This is a genomic window from Streptococcus sp. 4094 (assembly GCF_013277125.1).
In the GTDB taxonomy this organism is placed as follows: domain Bacteria; phylum Bacillota; class Bacilli; order Lactobacillales; family Streptococcaceae; genus Streptococcus.
The window spans coordinates 1-19,238 of sequence record NZ_VMMI01000037.1 but is presented as its reverse complement, the minus strand read 5'-3'; the positions used below and the strand labels follow the sequence as shown (position 1 = coordinate 19,238).

The following is a 19,238-nucleotide window of genomic DNA, read 5'->3' as shown; positions in this document are numbered from 1 at the left end:
GTTAATGTCCCAGTAGAAGGGATCGATGCTGCAAAAGCTACTCCAAATGTAAAAGATTCAGTAACTGCAGCAGGAGGAGTTCCAGTAAGTGTAGACCCATCTAATGCTCCTAAAGTAGCGGAAACAGATAAAAAAGCAATTACAGAAGCTGTAGTAGTACCAGAAGGACAACCACAACCGACAGACAAACAAGTCAAAAATGATGGAGAAATTGTGGAAGGAACAGGTGCAAATGAAGGTAAGAAAGTAGTTGTAGTAGAAGTTACTTATGGTGACGGATCAAAAGATGAAATCGAAGTACCTGTAAGAAAAGCAACTGATCAGGAAAAAGCAAAAGCTGACCTAACAAAAGCAGCAGATGCTGAAAAAGCTGAAATTGATGAAGACAATGCATTATCTAAAAAAGAAAAAGAAGCATTGAAGAAACAAGTTGATGAACTGAAAGCAAAACACCAAGAAAACATCAATAATGCAACTTCGCCAGAAGATATAGCATCAGCAACAGAAAAAGGTAGACAAGAAATTGCTGCTGTTCATACTCCACAAGATATTACAGAAACAGCTAAGAGAAAGTTAACTCCACCAAAAGAAAAGGTTAAAGTTACAGATATCAATCATTTAACAGATGAAGAGAAAGAAGCTGTTAAAAAAGCGATTGTGGCGACTAACCCTCAACTAGAAGAATCTGAAGTCTATGTGAGTGATAAGGGAGATGTAGCTTCTCCTAAAGGTTACTTGGAAGCAGAAAAAGTTGTTGTTCAAGCATTAAACAAACCAGCGACACCAGTCGTAGTAGCTGATCCAAATCATTTAACAAATGATGAAAAGGAAAAAGTGAAAGAAGCTGTAGCCAACGCAAATCCTGGCCTAAACAAAGATGATATTACAGTCGATGACAAAGGTAATGTAACAACTAAAAATGGCGATAAATTACTTGCAAAAGATGTAGTAACTCCAGCCTTGAAGAAACCAACAACACCAGTTGTAGTTGGAAATCCTAATGCTTTAACAGATAAAGAAAAAGAAGACATTAAGGATGCTGTCGCAGCTGCAAATCCAGGTTTAAACAAAGGTGATGTTACAGTAAATCCTGATGGCAGTGTCACAACTCCAAAAGGAAATCTACCAAAAGAAGATGTTGTAACGACAGTCTTAAATAAACCAAATAAACTTGTTGAAGTAGAAAATCCAAATAGCTTAACAGTTAAAGAAAAAGAAGCCGTTAAGAAAGCTGTTGTAGAGGCAAATCCAGGTTTAACTGAAGATAAAGTCAAAGTTGACGATCAAGGAAATGTCACAACACCACAAGGTAACTTACCGGCAAAAGATGTTGTAACTTCTAGCTTGAAGAAACCAACAACCCCAGTTGAAGTTGTCAACCCATCTAAACTGACAGACCCAGAGAAATCTAAGATTGTAGAAGAGATTATTAAAAATAATCCAGGTTTAACAGATAAAGATATTAAGGTTGATGATCAAGGCAATGTTGAGACACCAAAAGGTAATTTACCAGCAGAGGATGTAGTGACACCAGCTTTGAAAAAACCGACAAAACTTGTCCCTGTTAAAGATGTCCATAGCTTAACAGAAGCAGAAAAAGACGCTGTTAAGGATGCTGTTGTAGCTGCAAATCCAGGCTTAAACAAGGACAATGTCAAGGTTGATGGTCAAGGCAATGTTGAAACGCCAAGAGGTAATTTACTAGCAGGAGAAGTTGTAACTCCAGCCTTGAAGAAACCTGTTACACCTGTAGAAGTTAAAGATCCTAAAAACTTAACAGATACAGAAAAAGACGCTGTTAGGGATGCTGTTGTAGCTGTAAATCCAGGCTTAAACAAGGATGATGTTAAGGTTGATGGTCAAGGCAATGTTGAAACACCACAAGGTAATTTACCAGCAAAAGATGTAGTAACACCAGCTTTGAAGAAACCTGTTACACCTGTAGGAGTTAAAGATTCGAATAACTTAACAGACAAAGAAAAAGATGCTGTTAAGGATGCTGTTGTAGCTGCAAATCCAGGATTAAACAAGGACGATGTCAAGGTTGATGGTCAAGGCAATGTTGAAACTCCAAACGGAAATCTACCAAAAGAAGATGTAGTAGTACAAACTGCTAAAGGGCAATCAACAAGTATCTTCAAACCAGAGTTAGACTTACAAACTGCTTTAGTATCCGGAAAAGTAACTGTAGAAAAAGGTAAAGATTTAACAAACGAAGAAATCCTAAAACAATTAGCACTTGCAGAAGGCTTAATACCGAAAGTTATCTCTAAACCAACTACAACTGAAATAGGAACTAAAGAAGCAGAAGTGGAAGTAACCCTAGCGGATGGCACTAAAGTCACTGTAAAAGTACCGGTTGAAGTAGTTGATTCTTTAGGCACAGCTGATAAAGATAACGACCTTGCTAAGGCGAAAGAAGATGCTAAAAAACAAGTAGAAGACGCTGCTAAGAAAAAACTTGATGAAATCAAGAAAGATACAGATTTAACTGAAGAGCAAAAACAAAAAGCTGAAAAAGAAATCAATAAAGCCAAAGAAGATGCTAATAAAGCTATTGACGAAGCATCATCAGCAGGAACAGCTAAGCAAATTGCAGATCAAGTAAAAGAAAATATTGAAAAATATGATCCAAAAGCTGATACAGAAGTTAAGAAACCAGATGTAACAAACCTTGATGAAGAAAAAGCGAAAGCAAAAGCTGAAATACTGGAAGAAGCTCAAAAACGCATTGACGAAATCAAGAACAATAAAGATTTATCAGACGAAGCGAAACAAAAAGCTATCGAAGAAATCAATAAGGCCAAAGATAAAGCGATTGAAGACATCAACAAAGGTCAATCTAAAGATGAAATCAACGCGGCGAAGGAAGCTGGTATTCATAAGATAAATGAAGTTCAACCAGATGGCTCTATTGCATCTAAATTCGAACCGAAAGTTCCTGAAAACAAAGTGGAAGTGGGAAATCCAGCAAAACTTTCAGATGAAGAAAGAGAACAAGTTCGTCAAAACATCGAAGGTGCGAACACATTCCCAGATGGAACAACAGTAGAAGTTCAACCAGATGGAACAGCTCTTATCACATATAAAGATGGTTCAAGTGATACGATTTCTAAAGATAAATTAGTAGCGCCAGCTAACAAAGAGACAGGAACAATCGCGTCAAGAACCGAGCCAGTTATCCCAGGAAAAACACAAGTAGGAAATACTACGAAACTAACACCTGAAGAACAAGCTGCGGTTAAAAAAGCGGTTGAGGAAGCGAACAACTTCCCAGCAGGAACTACGGTAGAAGTAAGACCTGATGGAACAGTAGTCATCACCTATCCAGATAAATCTGTAGACACAATACCAGGGGATAAACTTGTTGAAAAAGGAAGTAAACAAGAAACTCCAAAAGTTCAGACAGATGCAGAGAAGAACCCAGCGCAAGTTCCAGGAAACTTTGTACCTGTTGAAAACACTCACAACTTGACACAGACGGAGCAAGATACTGTAGCAGCTAAGGTTAAAGAAGCAAATCCAGCGGCGACAGATGTTAAGGTATCTAAAGACGGAACAGCGACATTGACATACTCAGATGGTTCAGTAAACACAATTCCAGGAACCAGTCTAGTAGTAGCCAAAGATACTGACAATGAAGCTTCAACACAAGCCGCGCAAAATCCAGCTGTGGTGCCAGCAACTACAGAAGTTGGAAATGCTCACAGCTTAACACCTGAGGAACAAGCTGCAGTAACAGCTAAAGTACAAGCAGCCAACCCAGCGGCGACAGATGTTAAGGTATCTAAAGAGGGAACAGCGACATTGACATACTCAGATGGTTCAGTCAATACAATTCCAGGAACCAGTCTAGTAGTTCAAAAAGAGGAAACTCCAACACAAGAGCAACCAACAATCGCAGAGAAGACAAAAGTAATCATTCCAGCTAACCCTACAAAAGTAGCAGAGGCTACAAGATTAACAGATGCAGAAAAAGAAGCTGTTAAAAAAGCTGTAGTAGATGCAAATGGATTCGGAAGCGATGTTAAAGTTGAAGTAGCTGGAGATGGCACAGCGACAATCGTCTTTAAAGATGGTTCAGCTATTACAATTCCAGGAAATCAATTGGTAGCACAAGATCCAAAAGCACAAGATAGCACTAAACCGACTGCTGAAAAATCAACTGTTAAAGCGCCTGCTCAAAGAGTAGATGTAAAAGATATAACTCATTTAACAGATGAAGAAAAAGAAAAAGTTAAGGTTGCTATTTTACAAGCAAATGGTTCAGCATTAGACGGAGCGACAATCAATGTAGCTGGAGATGGTACAGCAACAATCACATTCCCAGATGGTTCAGTAGTGACGATTCTAGGAAAAGATACAGTTCAACAATCTGCGAAAGGTGAATCTGTAACTCAAGAAGCTACACCAGAGTATAAGCCAGAAACTACACCGGGTGGAGATAATGGAGGCAATACTGGAAGCTCAGATGCTAATGCGAATGCAGGCGGTGGTAGTCAGGCAGGCGGACAAGCTCACACAGGTTCACAAACCCCAGCTCAATCACAAGCTTCTAAGCAATTAGCTACTGAAAAAGAATCAGCTAAAAAGGTCATTGAAAAAGCTGCCAAGGACAAGCAGGATGAAATCAAAGGCTCACCGCTTTCTGATAAAGAAAAAGCAGAACTTTTAGCAAGAGTGGAAGCAGAAAAACAAGCAGCTCTCAAAGAGATTGAAAATGCGAAAACTGTGGAAGATGTGAAGGAAGCAGAAACGATTGGAGTGCAAGCCATTGCCATGGTTACAGTTCCTAAGAGACCAGTGGCTCCTAATGCTGCTCCTCAGGCAACAAGTGCACCGCAAGCAACTGCAGGAACAATGCAAGATGTTACCTACCAGTCACCTGCTAGAAAACAATTGCCTAACACAGGTTCAGCATCAAGTGCAGTACTTGCTAGTCTTGGTCTAGTGGCGGCAACCAGTGGTTTTGCTTTGCTAGGAAGAAAGGCTAGACGTAGAAAATAGGACAGCTAGAAAATTCTATTCTCTACTTAAAGTTAGATTATAAGGGGGATTTTGAGAAGTCATCAATCCTAGTGATGGGTGAGCAAAGTGAGAACCCAAGATAATCACATACTTTATACTCAATGAAAATCAAAGAGCAAACTAGGAAACTAGCCGTAGGCTGTACTTGAGTACGGCAAGGCGACGTTGACACGGTTTGAATTTGATTTTCGAAGAGTATTAGATGAATAGGGATGTTCTATCAATCTAGCCAGTCTCTTCCGTCTCTAACTGTGGAATAGAAGATGGGCAATATTGGATAGAAAAGCTAGCAGAATAGCTCTATTGAAGAGAGGAGGGAAACCGAAAAATTGGGTGCCCCTCCTCTTTTTTGGTATAATAGAAGATAGAAAACGAGGTTAGAAGAGATGATTTTTGATACACATACACACTTGAATGTAGAAGAATTTGCAGGTCGTGAGGCAGAAGAAATTGCCTTAGCTGCTGAGATGGGTGTGACACAGATGAATATTGTTGGTTTTGATGAACCGACGATTGAGCGTGCCTTGGAGTTGGTAGATGAATATGACCAACTCTACGTGACAATCGGTTGGCATCCGACAGAAGCAGGGACTTATACAGAGGAAATTGAAGACTACTTGCTTGATAAGCTCAAGCATCCTAAGATTGTGGCTTTAGGTGAAATTGGCTTGGATTATCATTGGATGACAGCGCCAAAAGAGGTGCAGGAGCAGGTTTTTCGCCGTCAGATCCAGCTGTCTAAGGACTTGGATTTGCCTTTTGTTGTCCATACCCGTGATGCGCTGGAAGATACCTATGAGATTATCAAGAGCGAGGGAGTTGGCCCTCGAGGTGGCATTATGCATTCTTTCTCAGGGTCTCTTGAATGGGCAGAGAAGTTTGTCGAGCTTGGTATGATCATTTCCTTCTCAGGAGTGGTGACTTTTAAGAAGGCAACTGACATCCAAGAAGCAGCTAAAGAGTTACCTTTGGACAAGATGTTGGTGGAAACGGATGCACCTTACTTAGCACCTGTACCCAAGCGTGGTCGTGAAAATAAAACAGCCTATACTCGCTATGTAGTGGATTTTATCGCTGACTTGCGTGGGATGACGGCAGAAGAGCTGGCGGCGGTAACAACTGCAAATGCAGAACGAATTTTTGGAATTAAGTATTAAAGGAGAAAATATAATGGTTAATTTTATTAAAGAATATAATAAAGATTTTACAAATGAGATGATTAAAGAATCAATTTTTGTAATTGATAATAATTGCTTACTATTCCCTCTGAAAGATTATGTTTTGGGCGATAAAATAGTAGATTCGTTCAATATAATAAAAAATGATGTTTATATTCCATATGTAACACAAATTGAATATTTAGAAAATGAATCAAACACCATAAATAAGCGGAAGGAACAAGTAAAAAAAGCAAAAAAAATAATTTCGGACATTGAAGAGTCAAATCAACTATTAGATTTTAGAATAAAAAATACCATAAATAATAATCTTTTTAATGAAATTGAAAAATATAAAAAAGATGATGCTATGAGATCTATGTACGAACAAATTTCAAGTTTTAAAAATGAGTATGTAGATAAAATTAAAAATTATGAAGAAAAGTTGAAGTTGATAAATGATGAATTGGCAGAGGAGAAAAATAAGCTATTAAAAAAAGTTGATTGGAAATTATCAACTACGAGTGTCGATGAAATAAAGAGAGTAATTGAGAAATTCCTAGATGAGGTAAAGCTAGGATTAGACTACACTGATGATATCTTGAGTAGATATACTGAGGTAATAAATGAACGTTATAATTCAAACATTTCTCCAGGATATGAAGATATTGATGGAAAATCTAACCGAACAATTTTTTTAGGAGGTAAATCAGTACCTAGACATTATTCGGATGCAATTTTTTGGTTAGATACATTAGATTATATTATATGTAACCCAAATGTAACTAAAGATAAGAAATATTTGATTATTATTTCGAATGAAGGAAAACAAGACTGGGTTGTTGGAGGTAATAAAACAAAAATCAATCTTGACATGTATTCGGAATGCTATAGAAAAACAGGTTTGATTGTTAAAAAAATAGATATTTGGACACTCTTAAACGTAACGGGAGTAGCGGATGGCAGTTCAATTGAAATTTCCCGTAAAAATTATGAAACTGGAAAATATGATTTTAGATTATACGGACAGGATTATATTGGTATAGAACAACAATCTAAAATGATGGAAATTATATTTGAAAAAATTATTTCAAAAATTGATGGATCGACTTTAAACATTCCGTGTGTCGTATCGTTTGAAGATTCACTGGAAGGCGTTAACACAACATTTGATAAATATCTAATGGTTAGAGATAGCCTAGGGAATGAATTTTTAGTAGGGACGTCTTTGAATTTTTCTCAAAAACTTAGATATATTTTTGATTTATTGGATTCTAGAGTTGAGGGTAGTGCCCCGCAATTAAAATTTATGGACAGTAGTGTTCAAAGTGAGTGGGAAAAAATATGTCGTCGAAGAAAAAAATGAAAATTTCCCAAGTCATCGTGGTTGAAGGTCGTGATGATACGGCCAATCTCAAACGCTATTTCGATGTAGAGACCTATGAGACTCGAGGTTCTGCCATCAATGACCAGGACATAGAGCGGATTCAGCGCCTACACCAACGTCATGGAGTCATTGTCTTTACAGACCCAGATTTTAATGGGGAACGGATTCGTCGTATGATTATGACGGCCATTCCAACAGTTCAGCATGCCTTCCTCAAACGAGATGAAGCTGTTCCTAAGTCCAAAACCAAGGGGCGGTCTCTGGGAATTGAGCATGCCAGCTATGAGGATCTGAAAACAGCTCTAGCTCAGGTGACAGAACAATTTGAACATGAGAGCCAGTTTGACATCAGTCGTAGCGACTTGATTCGCCTTGGTTTTCTAGCGGGAGCAGACAGCCGTAAGCGACGAGAATATCTAGGAGAGGCTCTCCGAATTGGCTATTCTAACGGCAAGCAACTCCTCAAGCGCTTAGAGTTGTTTGGGGTCACCTTGGCAGAAGTGGAAGAAGCTATGAAATCTTATGAGTAGGAAAGATGTAGCCGTTACAATTTTTTAAGTTTCACAGTATTTTTCGAAGCAGGTAGAAGAGGAGGCGTCTGATGTTAATTGGTCAAAAAATCAAAGAGATTCGGATAGAGAAAGGAATTAGTCGTCCAGATTTTTGTGGAGATGAGCAAGAACTGACAGTTCGTCAACTGTCGCGAATTGAAAGTGGAGCTTCGCAACCGAGTTTGCCCAAGTTAGACTATATTGCTCGCCGGCTAGGAGTTCCAGCTTATAGTCTTATGCCGGATTTTTCTGCTCTTCCTCCTGCTTATTTGGAATTGAAATACCAGATTTTACGTGAACCAATCTATGGTAAAGAAGAGGAGTATGATAAGAAGGAAGCGTGTTTGGAAGAGATAGAGGATTTATTTTATGAGCAACTTCCTAATGAGGAAAAAATATGGTTTGAAGCTACTAGAGCAACGATAGATGTTATTCGAAGCGTACGACCAGAATATGGGGAAACCGTACTGGACGATTATTTTAAAACAATTTATGATAAGGAATTGTTTTTGATAAATGAATTAGAAGTTATCAACTTATATTTTGCTATAGTGCTTACAAAGATAAAACAAGGTCAAAATCAGATTGAAGAAATTAACAGAATTCATTCGTTTTTAGTTCGTTTGACAAATCATGTAGAATTAATTGCACCAGAATATCTGTTTGCTTTAAGTAACACTTTGTTTTCGGGTCTAGCCTGTTTGGATAATTTGTCGTCTTATGATTCACTAGAAGCTTATATCTTTAGCCTTAATCATATAATGGAAAAAACACAAGATTTCCAGAAGAAACCAATTATATTAATGTTGGAGTGGAAATTATCTCTAATAATAAACAATGATTATGTTTCTGCCGAACAGTTCTATCAGAAATCGAAGCTATTTGCTGATATAATAGAAAATTCTTATTTAGTTACTATGTTGGAGAAACAATGGCAAGAAGATTTAAAAAAATATTTATAAACATAGTGAATCAGTGACAAAAATGTCCTTGTTCTTGCATCAAAACAGTTCTAAAGTTCGTCTTTAGAGCTGTTTTTTAGATATAAGCTAAAAATGGCACGAAATGGTTATATTTTAAGGACATTGATGTCCTTTGAGTTTATTTAAGAATAATTTATAATTAATTAAAATGTGAAAGGAGATTACAGTATGAACTTTTTTAGTTTATTTTATCTAGTTACTTGGTGGTTTAAATAAAATTTAGTTATGTCTACTTAGTTTCAAAATAGATTCTTTAGGGCAAAGTGTCAGTTTATTAGGATAGTTATGATAAAAATGTATATTTCGAGGAGAAAATAAAATGAAAAATAAGATTTTAACAAAAACAGCAATTGTTTTAAGTTGCTTTTTAACATTAAGTACTGTTGCTCTCCCATCTGCAACTGCTTTTGCTTCTACATATTCAGTTTCGGATAAAGCAACTCAAGTTTCAAAACGTTCTACGGTAACTAATAGTGAAGGAAAACATATCTACGTAGATAACGGACGTATATTAGAATTTGATAAAGATACTGTTTCGCAAGAGGATATCCAAGCTGCTAAAATGGACAGAGGAAAGTGGTCTTTTTCAGTTACAGCTATTCGAAAAGGTTATAGTAAACTCCCTTCGAATGTTAAAAGATGGATAAATCAATATATAGGATTGAATGCCATATTGAGTACACTAGAACACTTTACTGGTTGGATTGAAGATGGAATCTACCAGGCTTGTAAGCGTGCAGGTATGCCAGATTGGATGGCTTGGACAGTAGCTAAAGCTTTGACCTTGATAGCACTATAGTTTATGAAAAAATTAAAAAAATACCTTCCATTCTTTTTCTGTCTACTATACCTAATACACGGAATACTTGATTTATCAACTTTAAATATTTTAGGTGCAATCTTTAAAATTATAATTAGTACTTTGGGTATAATAGTTACATATCCGTTTTATAAAGAAGGAAACGAATAATTTAAAGAAATAATTCTGTACTCAGTCTTATTTAGTTGTTCTCATAGTAGTAGGAATAATCCGTGTTTACCATTTGCGAGTAATAAACAATAATCCTAAAAAAGTCTCTGACAACTAGTGATTGATTTTTCTCGGATTAGTTTCACACAATTGTTTATACGAATGATTGGAGATTATGTTAAATTTACTTTGTGGTATTTTGCAATCAGAGTACATCAAATAGGCACCTTTTTATGTGTCCTTCGTTTTATAATAGGGTAAGAATATTTATAAATATCGTGAAGCAATGACAAAAATTTCCTTGTTCTAGCATTGAAACAGTTCTAAAGTTCGTTTTTAGGACTGTTTTTTTAGATATAAGCTAAAAATGACACGAAATAGTTCTATTTTAAGGACATTGATGTCCTTGATAGTTCTTGAAAAAACGGATATAATATATTTAAAGATGTTGCTAGTAGAAAGAACTTAATAAACTTCTTAACATCGCAGTGACTGTGGTCACCTTCTCACTAAGTGACCAAGTAACTTTTTGGAGGAAATGATGAAACGTTTATTTATTTTGATTTCAATGGTATTGGTATCGCTTTATATGGTGATAAATTCCGTTGATCATCGAGAAGAGATTTTATTTGGTAACTATCCCTCTGTTGATGTGATGGGTACTGGGCTAGACCAATCAGTAGCTGATCGAGAAAAACTGACAGAGGCTTTGAGTAGCTTGGCGGTAGAGCACAATAGTCTCATCGCTCGTCGGATTGTTGAGCCAAATGAAGCTGGAGAAACACGCTTTACCTATGCCACTTATGGTCAGGGAGAGCTTCCAGAAGGTTTGACCATTTCCTCCAAGGAGAGTGCAGAAACGAGTGATTTATTAGGGTCTTACTTGATTGTGTCAGGGAGTTTGGATGGAGTGAGCTTACAGACCGCCCTGCAAGAACTTGGTTATAATGGTGTTGTCTCGAATAGAACAGAGGCATTTTCGATGGTTGTCCTCTTGTCTGCTACCCCAATGGGGCTACTGAGTCTAGCTATTTTTCTGCTGACTTTTATGAGTCTGACCCTGATTTATCGGATCAAGTCCCTTCGTCAGGCAGGGATTCGCTTAATCGCTGGTGAGAGCTTGTTTGGGGTGGCTCTCAGACCAGTGTTAGAAGATGTGAGACAGCTTATCTGCTCAGTGCTGGTATCCAGTCTTTTGGGATTGGGGATTCTCTGGTATCAAGGTGCCTTGTTTATGGCAACGGTGCAACTTGTCATCATTGCTCTTCTACTTTATGGATTGACCTTGGCAGGGATTTCTACCTTACTAAGTGTCGTGTATCTACTCGGTTTACAGGAAAATAGTCTGGTGGATTTATTGAAAGGGAAACTCCCTCTCAAACGTATGATGACATTGATGATGGTGGGGCAACTCTTAGCTGTATTGGTGGTCCGATCGAGTGCGACAGCTCTCCTCCCCCACTACCGTGAAATGCAGGAGATGGAGAAGGCAAGCGATAAATGGAGCCAGTCCTCAGACCGTTACCGTCTATCCTTTGGTTGGTCTAGTGCATTTGCCGATGAAGAAGGAATGCGTAAGGATAATCGTGAGTGGCAGACATTTACTGAAGAACGGTTAGCCAATACAGACTCTTTTTATATCATGAGCAATGTTGACAATTTCTCCGATGGAGCAGAGGTGGACCTAGATGGCAATCGTCTCAATGACTACACACCGTCAGGAAATGTCATCTATGTCTCACCGCGCTATCTAACAGAAGAGAAGGTTGCCGTATCTCCTGAGTTTATGGACAAGATGCAAAACTTGTCTGAGGGAGAATTTGGGCTGATCTTGCCTGAGAGCTTGCGAGAGCAGTCTGTCTACTATCAAGGATTATTTACAGATTACCTGCAAAACTTTTCATCTGAAAGTGTAGAAGTGACGAGTCAGAAACACTACCTCCCACAGGTAAGGCTAGCTTTTACAGAAACAGGACAGGAACGCTTCCTCTATAACGATGGGTACAAGACGACACGCCAGTACCTAAAAGATCCGATTATTGTAGTTTTAACGCCGCAAGCGACTGGAACAAGACCTGTTGCAGGAATGTTATGGGGAACTACGGCTAATAGTGCCTTAAAACTAGATCGATATGGAGATAGTATCACAGCTCTAAAAGAGCAAGGTCTGTATCACAAAGTCTCTTATTTGGTAAAAAGCCAGCTATTTTTTGCCAAGGTACTAAATGACAAACGGATGGAGTTCTACTCTCTCCTTATAGGAACTATTTTGACCCTGTCTACGGCTATCTTGTTATTTGATTCCATGAATCTTCTCTATTTTGAGCAGTTCAGACGGGAGATCATGATTAGACGTCTTGCTGGCATGACAATCTATGAGCTTCATGGCAAGTACTTACTGGCGCAAGGAGGAGTTCTCTTGCTTGGCCTAGTCCTATCTAGTGTTTTGACAGGAGATAGCTTGATTAGCGCTCTAGTTGTAGCTTTATTTACTCTTAACGCCCTCTTGATTTTAGTAAGGCAGGATAAAAAAGAAGAAGCTGGTAGTATGGCAGTATTGAAAGGAAAATAAGATGATTGATATTCAAGGATTGGAAAAGAAGTTTAATGACCGCGCGATTTTCTCTGGTTTAAATCTCAAGCTGGAGAAGGGCAAGGTTTATGCCTTAATCGGAAAGAGTGGAAGCGGAAAGACGACTTTACTTAATATCTTAGGAAACCTAGAAAAGATAGATGGTGGAAGAGTTCTCTATCAGGGGAAAGATTTAAAAACCATTCCCACTCGTGAGTATTTTCGAGACCAGATGGGCTATCTCTTTCAAAATTTTGGCCTTTTAGAAAACCAATCAATCAAAGAGAATTTGGATTTGGGCTTTGTTGGTCAGAAAATCTCAAAAGTAGAACGTTTGGAAAGGCAAGTGGAGGCTTTAGAAAAGGTTAATCTAGGGTATTTGGATCTAGAACAAAAAATTTATACTTTATCTGGGGGAGAGGCCCAACGAGTTGCCCTTGCTAAGACTATTTTGAAAAATCCACCCTTGATTTTGGCAGATGAACCAACAGCAGCTCTTGATCCTGAAAATTCAGAGGAGGTTATGAATCTCTTGGTGGATTTGAAAGATGAAAATCGAATGATCATCATTGCGACCCATAATCCCCTAGTCTGGAATAAGGCCGATGAAATCATTGATATGAGGGAACTTGCTCATGTGTGAAAAAATTCGTATTCGCAGGGTATCTGATTATCCGAGTGCCAGAGGTGGTTTAGAAGATATTCTCATCATGGAAAACATGACCAATCATCTTCTTTTAGTTCAAATCCGAGTGAATGGCTATTTGCTTGATTTTGCTAGTATTGAAGGGCAAAGGCAAAAGCATTATCGTTTGAAAAATTTACCTCAAACGGTTGAATTGACAGTGGACGATGTGGAGGAGGATGTAGATTTGACCCTACCTGAAAATCGAAGTTATCAAGAAGCTGATTTTTTTGAACGTATGTTTCGAGAGAACCGCTAAGTCCACCTTTAAAGATTTCCAAGACTATCTTTCTTCATGAGGAAAGATAGTTTTTTGGTATGATTTTCACCCCCAAAATACAAGGGGAATGTGTTACAATAGTAGTAACAGATAATAGAAAAGAGAATAGATGAGAATTGCAGATTATAGCGTGACCAAGGCAGTGCTGGAGCGTCACGGTTTTACCTTTAAAAAGTCCTTCGGGCAAAATTTCTTGACGGATACCAATATTCTTCAAAAAATCGTGGATACGGCTGAGATTGATGACCAGGTTAATGTCATCGAAATTGGCCCAGGTATTGGTGCCTTGACGGAGTTTCTGGCTGAGCGTGCAGCAGAGGTCATGGCTTTTGAAATTGACCATCGTTTGGTGCCAATCCTAGCAGATACCTTGCGTGATTTTGACAATGTGACCGTAGTCAACGAGGACATTCTCAAGGTTGATTTGGCGCAGCATATCCAAAATTTTAAAAATCCTGACCTGCCAATCAAGGTAGTGGCTAACTTACCCTACTACATCACTACGCCTATTCTCATGCACTTGATTGAAAGTGGCATTCCTTTTAGTGAGTTTGTCGTCATGATGCAAAAAGAGGTAGCTGACCGCATTTCCGCTCAACCTAACACCAAGGCTTACGGTAGCTTGTCAATTGCGGTTCAGTATTATATGACTGCCAAGGTTGCCTTTATCGTACCTCGTACGGTCTTTGTGCCAGCGCCAAATGTGGATTCAGCCATTTTGAAAATGGTGCGTCGTCCAGAGCCAGCTGTAGCAGTGGGAGACGAGAACTTCTTCTTTAAGGTTTCCAAGGCAAGTTTCACTCATCGCCGTAAAACCTTATGGAATAACTTGACAGGTTACTTTGGCAAGACTGAAGAAGTCAAGGACAAGCTGACCAAGGCTTTGGACCAAGCAGGCTTGTCACCAAGTGTGCGTGGGGAAGCTCTCAGCTTGGCAGAGTTTGCCAGCCTAGCAGATGCACTTAAAGGGCAAGGACTCTAAGATGCAGGGACAAATCATTAAAGCTTTGGCTGGGTTCTACTATGTAGAGAGTGAGGGAAAGGTTTATCAAACACGGGCGCGTGGAAATTTCCGTAAAAAAGGGCATACTCCCTACGTTGGGGATTTGGTAGATTTCTCTGCGGAGGAGAACTCTGAGGGATATATCCTTAAGATTCATGAACGAAAAAATAGTCTGGTTCGTCCGCCCATTGTCAATATTGACCAAGCTGTAGTAATCATGTCCGTCAAAGAACCTGATTTTAACAGCAATTTGCTGGATCGGTTCTTAGTTCTTTTGGAGCACAAGGGTATTCATCCCATCGTCTATATTTCTAAAATGGATTTGTTGGAAGATAGGTCAGAATTGGATTTTTACCAGCAGACCTATGGTGACATCGGCTATGACTTTGTGACCAGTAAAGAGGAACTCCTGCCTTTGTTAACAGGCAAGGTTACGGTCTTTATGGGGCAGACAGGTGTTGGGAAATCAACTCTTCTCAATAAAATCGCACCAGACCTCAATCTTGAAACAGGAGAAATCTCAGACAGTCTGGGTCGTGGGCGCCATACCACTCGAGCTGTTAGTTTTTACAATCTCAATGGGGGTAAAATCGCGGACACACCAGGTTTTTCATCACTGGATTATGAAGTATCAACGGCGGAGGACCTCAATCAGGCCTTTCCAGAGATTGCTAGTGTTAGTCGAGACTGCAAGTTCCGTACTTGTACCCATACCCATGAGCCTTCTTGTGCGGTCAAGCCAGCTGTAGATGAAGGAATCATTGCAACCTTCCGTTTCGAAAACTACCTGCAATTCCTCAGTGAAATTGAAAATCGCAGAGAAACATATAAAAAAGTCAGCAAAAAAATTCCAAAATAAGGAGAAACCTATGTCTCAATACAAGATTGCTCCGTCAATTCTGGCAGCAGATTATGCCAACTTTGAACGTGAAATCAAACGTCTAGAAGCAACTGGGGCAGAATATGCCCATATCGATATCATGGATGGGCACTTTGTGCCACAAATCAGCTTTGGTGCGGGTGTGGTCGAGAGCCTTCGTCCTCATAGCAAGATGGTCTTTGACTGCCACTTGATGGTGGCGAATCCAGAGCATCATTTAGAAGACTTTGCTCGTGCAGGTGCCGATATCATCAGCATCCATGTAGAAGCAACGCCTCATATTCATGGTGCCCTCCAAAAAATTCGTTCTCTTGGTGTCAAACCTTCGGTTGTCATCAACCCTGGTACGCCTGTTGAAGCCATTAAGCACGTCCTTCATCTAGTTGACCAAGTCTTAGTCATGACAGTGAACCCTGGCTTCGGTGGACAAGCCTTTCTACCAGAGACCATGGATAAGGTCCGTGAGCTGGTTGCCCTTCGTGATGAAAAAGGTTTGAACTTTGAAGTCGAAGTGGATGGTGGGATTGATGACCAAACTATTGCTCAAGCCAAAGAAGCTGGTGCGACCGTTTTTGTAGCAGGTTCCTATGTCTTTAAGGGAGAAGTCAATGAGCGAGTACAAACTCTCAGAAAACAATTGGACTAGGGTTGCAGTTTTTGCAGGCGGAGACCGCGGTCACTACCGGACAGACTTTGATTGCTTTGTCGGTGTGGATCGAGGCTCGCTCTGGGTCTTGGAAGAAAACTTTCCTCTCGCTCTAGCGGTTGGAGATTTTGATTCTGTCACTGCAGAAGAGCGTCAGTTGATTCAAAAACGTGCCCAGCATTTTGTTCAAGCCCGACCAGAAAAAGATGATACCGATTTGGAATTGGCTCTCTTGACTATCTTTGAGAAAAATCCTCAGGCTCAGGTCACTATTTTCGGTGCTTTGGGTGGTCGTATTGACCATATGCTGGCCAATGTTTTTCTTCCTAGCAACCCCAAGTTGGCACCCTATATGCGCCAGATAGCGATTGAAGATGGGCAAAACTTGATTGCCTATTGTCCAGAAGGGACCAGTCAGCTAGAACCCCGTTCAGACTATGAATACCTAGCCTTTATGCCAGTTCGGGATAGCCAACTGACCATTCTTGGTGCCAAGTATGAGTTGACAGAGGAAAATTTTTTCTTTAAAAAAGTGTACGCTTCTAACGAATATATAGATAGGGAAGTGTCAGTGACTTGCCCAGATGGCTATGTGGTCGTGCTGCATAGTAAGGACAGGAGGTAGGATGGGAAGTTTATTAGTTCTATTATTGATTACCAACCTAGCTGGACTTTTTCTCATTTGGCAAAGGCAGGATAAGCAGGAAAAACATCTCAGTAAGAGCTTGGAGGATCAGGCAGATCACTTGTCAGACCAGTTGGATTACCGTTTTGAACAAGCCAGACAAGCTAGTCAGTTGGACCAAAAAGATTTGGAAGTGGCTGTCAGCGACCGTTTGCAAGAAGTGCGAATGGAATTGCACCAAGGCTTGACGCAAGTCCGTCAAGAAATGACAGATAATCTCTTGCAAACTAGAGATAAGACCGACCAACGTCTCCAAGCCTTACAGGAATCCAATGAGCAACGTCTAGAACAAATGCGCCAAACGGTCGAGGAAAAGTTAGAAAAGACCTTACAGACACGCTTGCAAGCTTCCTTTGAGACAGTTTCCAAACAACTAGAGTCGGTCAATCGTGGCCTTGGAGAAATGCAGACAGTTGCCCGCGATGTCGGAGCCCTCAACAAGGTTCTCTCTGGAACTAAGACGCGAGGGATTCTGGGTGAATTGCAACTGGGACAAATTATTGAAGACATCATGACCCCTGCCCAGTATGAACGAGAATACGCAACGGTTGAAAACTCCAGTGAACGAGTGGAGTATGCCATCAAGTTACCTGGACAAGGCGACCAGGAATACGTCTATCTACCAATTGACTCTAAGTTTCCACTGGCTGATTATTATCGCCTAGAAGAAGCCTATGAGGCAGGGGACAAGGATGAGATTGAACGCTGTCGCAAGTCACTCCTAGCAAGTGTCAAGCGCTTTGCCAAGGATATCAAGAGCAAGTACATAGCACTGCCTCGGACTACCAATTTTGGAGTTTTGTTTGTTCCGACAGAAGGTCTCTACTCAGAAATTGTCCGCAATCCGGTCTTCTTTGATGATTTGAGGCGGGAGGAGCAGATTATCGTTGCAGGACCAAGTACCCTGTCAGCTCTGCTCAATTCCCTATCAGTTGGTTTCAAGACCCTTAATATCCAAAAGAGTGCCGACCATATCAGTAAGACCCTTGCTAGCGTTAAGACCGAGTTTGGCAAGTTTGGTGGCATTCTGGTTAAGGCACAAAAACATCTCCAACATGCCTCTGGCAATATTGATGAATTATTAAATCGTCGTACCACAGCTATCGAGCGGACGCTCCGTCACATTGAGTTGTCAGAAGGTGAGCCTGCGCTTGATCTACTCCATTTCCAAGAAAATGAGGAAGAATATGAAGATTAGTCACATGAAAAAAGATGAGCTATTTGAAGGCTTTTACCTAATCAAGTCAGCTGACCTGAGGCAAACTCGAGCTGGGAAAAACTACCTAGCCTTTACCTTCCAAGATGATAGTGGTGAGATTGAAGGGAAACTCTGGGATGCCCAACCTCATAACGTTGAGGCCTTTACCGCAGGTAAGGTTGTCCACATGAAAGGACGCCGAGAAGTTTATAACAACACCCCTCAAGTCAATCAAATTACCCTTCGCCTGCCTCAACCTGGTGAACCCAATGACCCAGCTGATTTCAAGGTCAAGTCGCCAGTTGATGTCAAGGAAATCCGTGACTACATGTCGCAAATGATTTTTAAAATTGAAAATCCTGTTTGGCAACGAATTGTCCGAAAGCTCTATACCAAGTATGATAAGGAATTTTACTCTTATCCAGCTGCCAAGACCAACCACCATGCCTTTGAAACGGGTTTGGCTTATCATACGGCAACCATGGTGCGCCTGGCCGATGCCATTAGCGAAATCTATCCTCAGCTCAATAAGAGCCTGCTCTATGCGGGGATTATGCTGCATGACTTGGCCAAAGTTATCGAGTTGACGGGACCAGATCAGACTGAGTATACAGTGCGAGGTAATCTCCTTGGGCATATTGCTTTGATTGATAGCGAAATTACTAAAACAGTTATGGAACTCGGTATCGATGATACCAAGGAAGAAGTCGTTCTGCTTCGTCATGTCATCCTCAGTCACCACGGCTTACTTGAGTATGGAAGTCCAGTCCGTCCACGCATTATGGAGGCAGAGATTATCCATATGATTGACAATCTGGATGCCAGCATGATGATGATGTCAACAGCTCTGGCTTTGGTGGATAAAGGAGAGATGACCAATAAAATCTTCGCTATGGATAATCGTTCTTTCTATAAACCAGATTTAGATTAACAATTTAAGAAAAATGAGCATTTTTTAGGATAAGAATGTTCGTTTTTTTATGTAAATATGGTATAATAAGTAAAAGACAAAAATGAATACTCTTCGAAAATCTCTTCAAACCCCTTCAGCGTCGCCTTACCGTATATATGTTACTGACTTCTTCAGTTCTCTCTACAACCTCCCAGCAGTGCTTTGAGCAACCTACTTCTCGCTTCCTAGTTTGCTCTTTGATTTTCATTGAGTATCCCGATAGTCCTATCCTCTCCCTCAAACTGCCTTTCGTCTAATATG

At 39.9% G+C, this 19,238-nt stretch carries 15 protein-coding genes and 1 pseudogene; all 16 read left to right on the top strand.

The annotated features are described in order from the left end of the window. Positions 1–213 precede the first annotated feature (213 nt). Positions 214–3,855 (top strand): annotated as a pseudogene (locus HT721_RS08735) (DUF1542 domain-containing protein); the annotation flags it as partial. Then, positions 3,838–5,007, top strand: coding sequence for a DUF1542 domain-containing protein (locus tag HT721_RS11405; protein ID WP_345890559.1), 1,170 nt, complete (start codon positions 3,838–3,840; stop codon positions 5,005–5,007). The pseudogene HT721_RS08735 and the gene HT721_RS11405, both read left to right, overlap by 18 nt. 407 nt (positions 5,008–5,414) lie before the next feature. Next, the gene (locus HT721_RS08730; protein ID WP_173229614.1) at positions 5,415–6,185 is read left to right on the top strand and encodes a TatD family hydrolase; all 771 of its coding nucleotides are present in this window, start codon (positions 5,415–5,417) and stop codon (positions 6,183–6,185) included. A gap of 13 nt (positions 6,186–6,198) precedes the next feature. Then, positions 6,199–7,551, top strand: a complete 1,353-nt coding sequence (locus HT721_RS08725) for a PIN-like domain-containing protein (protein ID WP_173212228.1) — start codon at positions 6,199–6,201, stop codon at positions 7,549–7,551. Next, the gene (gene rnmV / locus HT721_RS08720; RefSeq protein WP_173212226.1) at positions 7,530–8,102 is read left to right on the top strand and encodes a ribonuclease M5; all 573 of its coding nucleotides are present in this window, start codon (positions 7,530–7,532) and stop codon (positions 8,100–8,102) included. The genes HT721_RS08725 and rnmV overlap by 22 nt, the downstream gene beginning before the upstream one ends. Before the next feature lie 71 nt (positions 8,103–8,173). After that, entirely contained in the window at positions 8,174–9,085 is a 912-nt protein-coding gene (locus HT721_RS08715; RefSeq protein ID WP_173212224.1) for an XRE family transcriptional regulator, read from the top strand. A 340-nt stretch (positions 9,086–9,425) separates the two neighbouring features. Further along, positions 9,426–9,905, top strand: coding sequence for a hypothetical protein (locus HT721_RS08710; RefSeq protein WP_173212222.1), 480 nt, complete (start codon positions 9,426–9,428; stop codon positions 9,903–9,905). A 712-nt stretch (positions 9,906–10,617) separates the two neighbouring features. After that, entirely contained in the window at positions 10,618–12,648 is a 2,031-nt protein-coding gene (locus tag HT721_RS08705; RefSeq protein ID WP_173212220.1) for a bacteriocin-associated integral membrane family protein, read from the top strand. Between the two features lies 1 nt (position 12,649). Continuing rightward, positions 12,650–13,291, top strand: coding sequence for an ABC transporter ATP-binding protein (locus HT721_RS08700; RefSeq protein ID WP_173212218.1), 642 nt, complete (start codon positions 12,650–12,652; stop codon positions 13,289–13,291). Next, positions 13,284–13,592 (top strand): hypothetical protein, encoded by a 309-nt coding sequence (locus HT721_RS08695; protein WP_000333264.1) that lies wholly within the window; start codon positions 13,284–13,286, stop codon positions 13,590–13,592. Before HT721_RS08700 ends, HT721_RS08695 begins: the two co-directional genes overlap by 8 nt. A 130-nt stretch (positions 13,593–13,722) precedes the next feature. Then, positions 13,723–14,595 carry a 16S rRNA (adenine(1518)-N(6)/adenine(1519)-N(6))-dimethyltransferase RsmA gene (gene rsmA / locus HT721_RS08690; protein WP_173212216.1) on the top strand — a complete coding sequence of 291 codons (873 nt, stop codon included), beginning with the start codon at positions 13,723–13,725 and terminating at the stop codon, positions 14,593–14,595. A 1-nt stretch (position 14,596) separates the two neighbouring features. Continuing rightward, the gene (gene rsgA / locus HT721_RS08685; RefSeq protein WP_173229618.1) at positions 14,597–15,475 is read left to right on the top strand and encodes a ribosome small subunit-dependent GTPase A; all 879 of its coding nucleotides are present in this window, start codon (positions 14,597–14,599) and stop codon (positions 15,473–15,475) included. Positions 15,476–15,485: 10 nt separating this feature from the next. Continuing rightward, complete coding sequence (gene rpe, locus HT721_RS08680; protein WP_173229612.1) at positions 15,486–16,142, top strand: ribulose-phosphate 3-epimerase; 657 nt, start codon at positions 15,486–15,488, stop codon at positions 16,140–16,142. Further along, positions 16,105–16,767 (top strand): thiamine diphosphokinase, encoded by a 663-nt coding sequence (locus HT721_RS08675; protein ID WP_173229611.1) that lies wholly within the window; start codon positions 16,105–16,107, stop codon positions 16,765–16,767. Before rpe ends, HT721_RS08675 begins: the two co-directional genes overlap by 38 nt. Before the next feature lies 1 nt (position 16,768). Beyond that, positions 16,769–18,025: a DNA recombination protein RmuC gene (locus tag HT721_RS08670; RefSeq protein WP_173229609.1), complete on the top strand. Its 1,257-nt coding sequence runs from the start codon at positions 16,769–16,771 to the stop codon at positions 18,023–18,025. Continuing rightward, positions 18,015–18,956, top strand: a complete 942-nt coding sequence (locus HT721_RS08665; protein WP_000703197.1) for a 3'-5' exoribonuclease YhaM family protein — start codon at positions 18,015–18,017, stop codon at positions 18,954–18,956. The genes HT721_RS08670 and HT721_RS08665 overlap by 11 nt, the downstream gene beginning before the upstream one ends. Positions 18,957–19,238: the final 282 nt, after the last annotated feature.

Bases quoted from the DNA above. Each gene is read 5' to 3' on its own strand.
- rpe (WP_173229612.1), top strand. From the start codon at position 15,486: ATGTCTCAATACAAGATTGCTCCGTCAATTCTGGCAGCAGATTATGCC.
- HT721_RS08715 (WP_173212224.1), top strand. From the start codon at position 8,174: ATGTTAATTGGTCAAAAAATCAAAGAGATTCGGATAGAGAAAGGAATT.
- rnmV (WP_173212226.1), top strand. From the start codon at position 7,530: ATGTCGTCGAAGAAAAAAATGAAAATTTCCCAAGTCATCGTGGTTGAA.
- HT721_RS08675 (WP_173229611.1), top strand. From the start codon at position 16,105: ATGAGCGAGTACAAACTCTCAGAAAACAATTGGACTAGGGTTGCAGTT.
- HT721_RS08700 (WP_173212218.1), top strand. From the start codon at position 12,650: ATGATTGATATTCAAGGATTGGAAAAGAAGTTTAATGACCGCGCGATT.
- HT721_RS08725 (WP_173212228.1), top strand. From the start codon at position 6,199: ATGGTTAATTTTATTAAAGAATATAATAAAGATTTTACAAATGAGATG.
- HT721_RS08665 (WP_000703197.1), top strand. From the start codon at position 18,015: ATGAAGATTAGTCACATGAAAAAAGATGAGCTATTTGAAGGCTTTTAC.
- HT721_RS08710 (WP_173212222.1), top strand. From the start codon at position 9,426: ATGAAAAATAAGATTTTAACAAAAACAGCAATTGTTTTAAGTTGCTTT.
- rsgA (WP_173229618.1), top strand. From the start codon at position 14,597: ATGCAGGGACAAATCATTAAAGCTTTGGCTGGGTTCTACTATGTAGAG.
- HT721_RS08705 (WP_173212220.1), top strand. From the start codon at position 10,618: ATGAAACGTTTATTTATTTTGATTTCAATGGTATTGGTATCGCTTTAT.
- rsmA (WP_173212216.1), top strand. From the start codon at position 13,723: ATGAGAATTGCAGATTATAGCGTGACCAAGGCAGTGCTGGAGCGTCAC.
- HT721_RS08730 (WP_173229614.1), top strand. From the start codon at position 5,415: ATGATTTTTGATACACATACACACTTGAATGTAGAAGAATTTGCAGGT.
- HT721_RS08695 (WP_000333264.1), top strand. From the start codon at position 13,284: ATGTGTGAAAAAATTCGTATTCGCAGGGTATCTGATTATCCGAGTGCC.
- HT721_RS08670 (WP_173229609.1), top strand. From the start codon at position 16,769: ATGGGAAGTTTATTAGTTCTATTATTGATTACCAACCTAGCTGGACTT.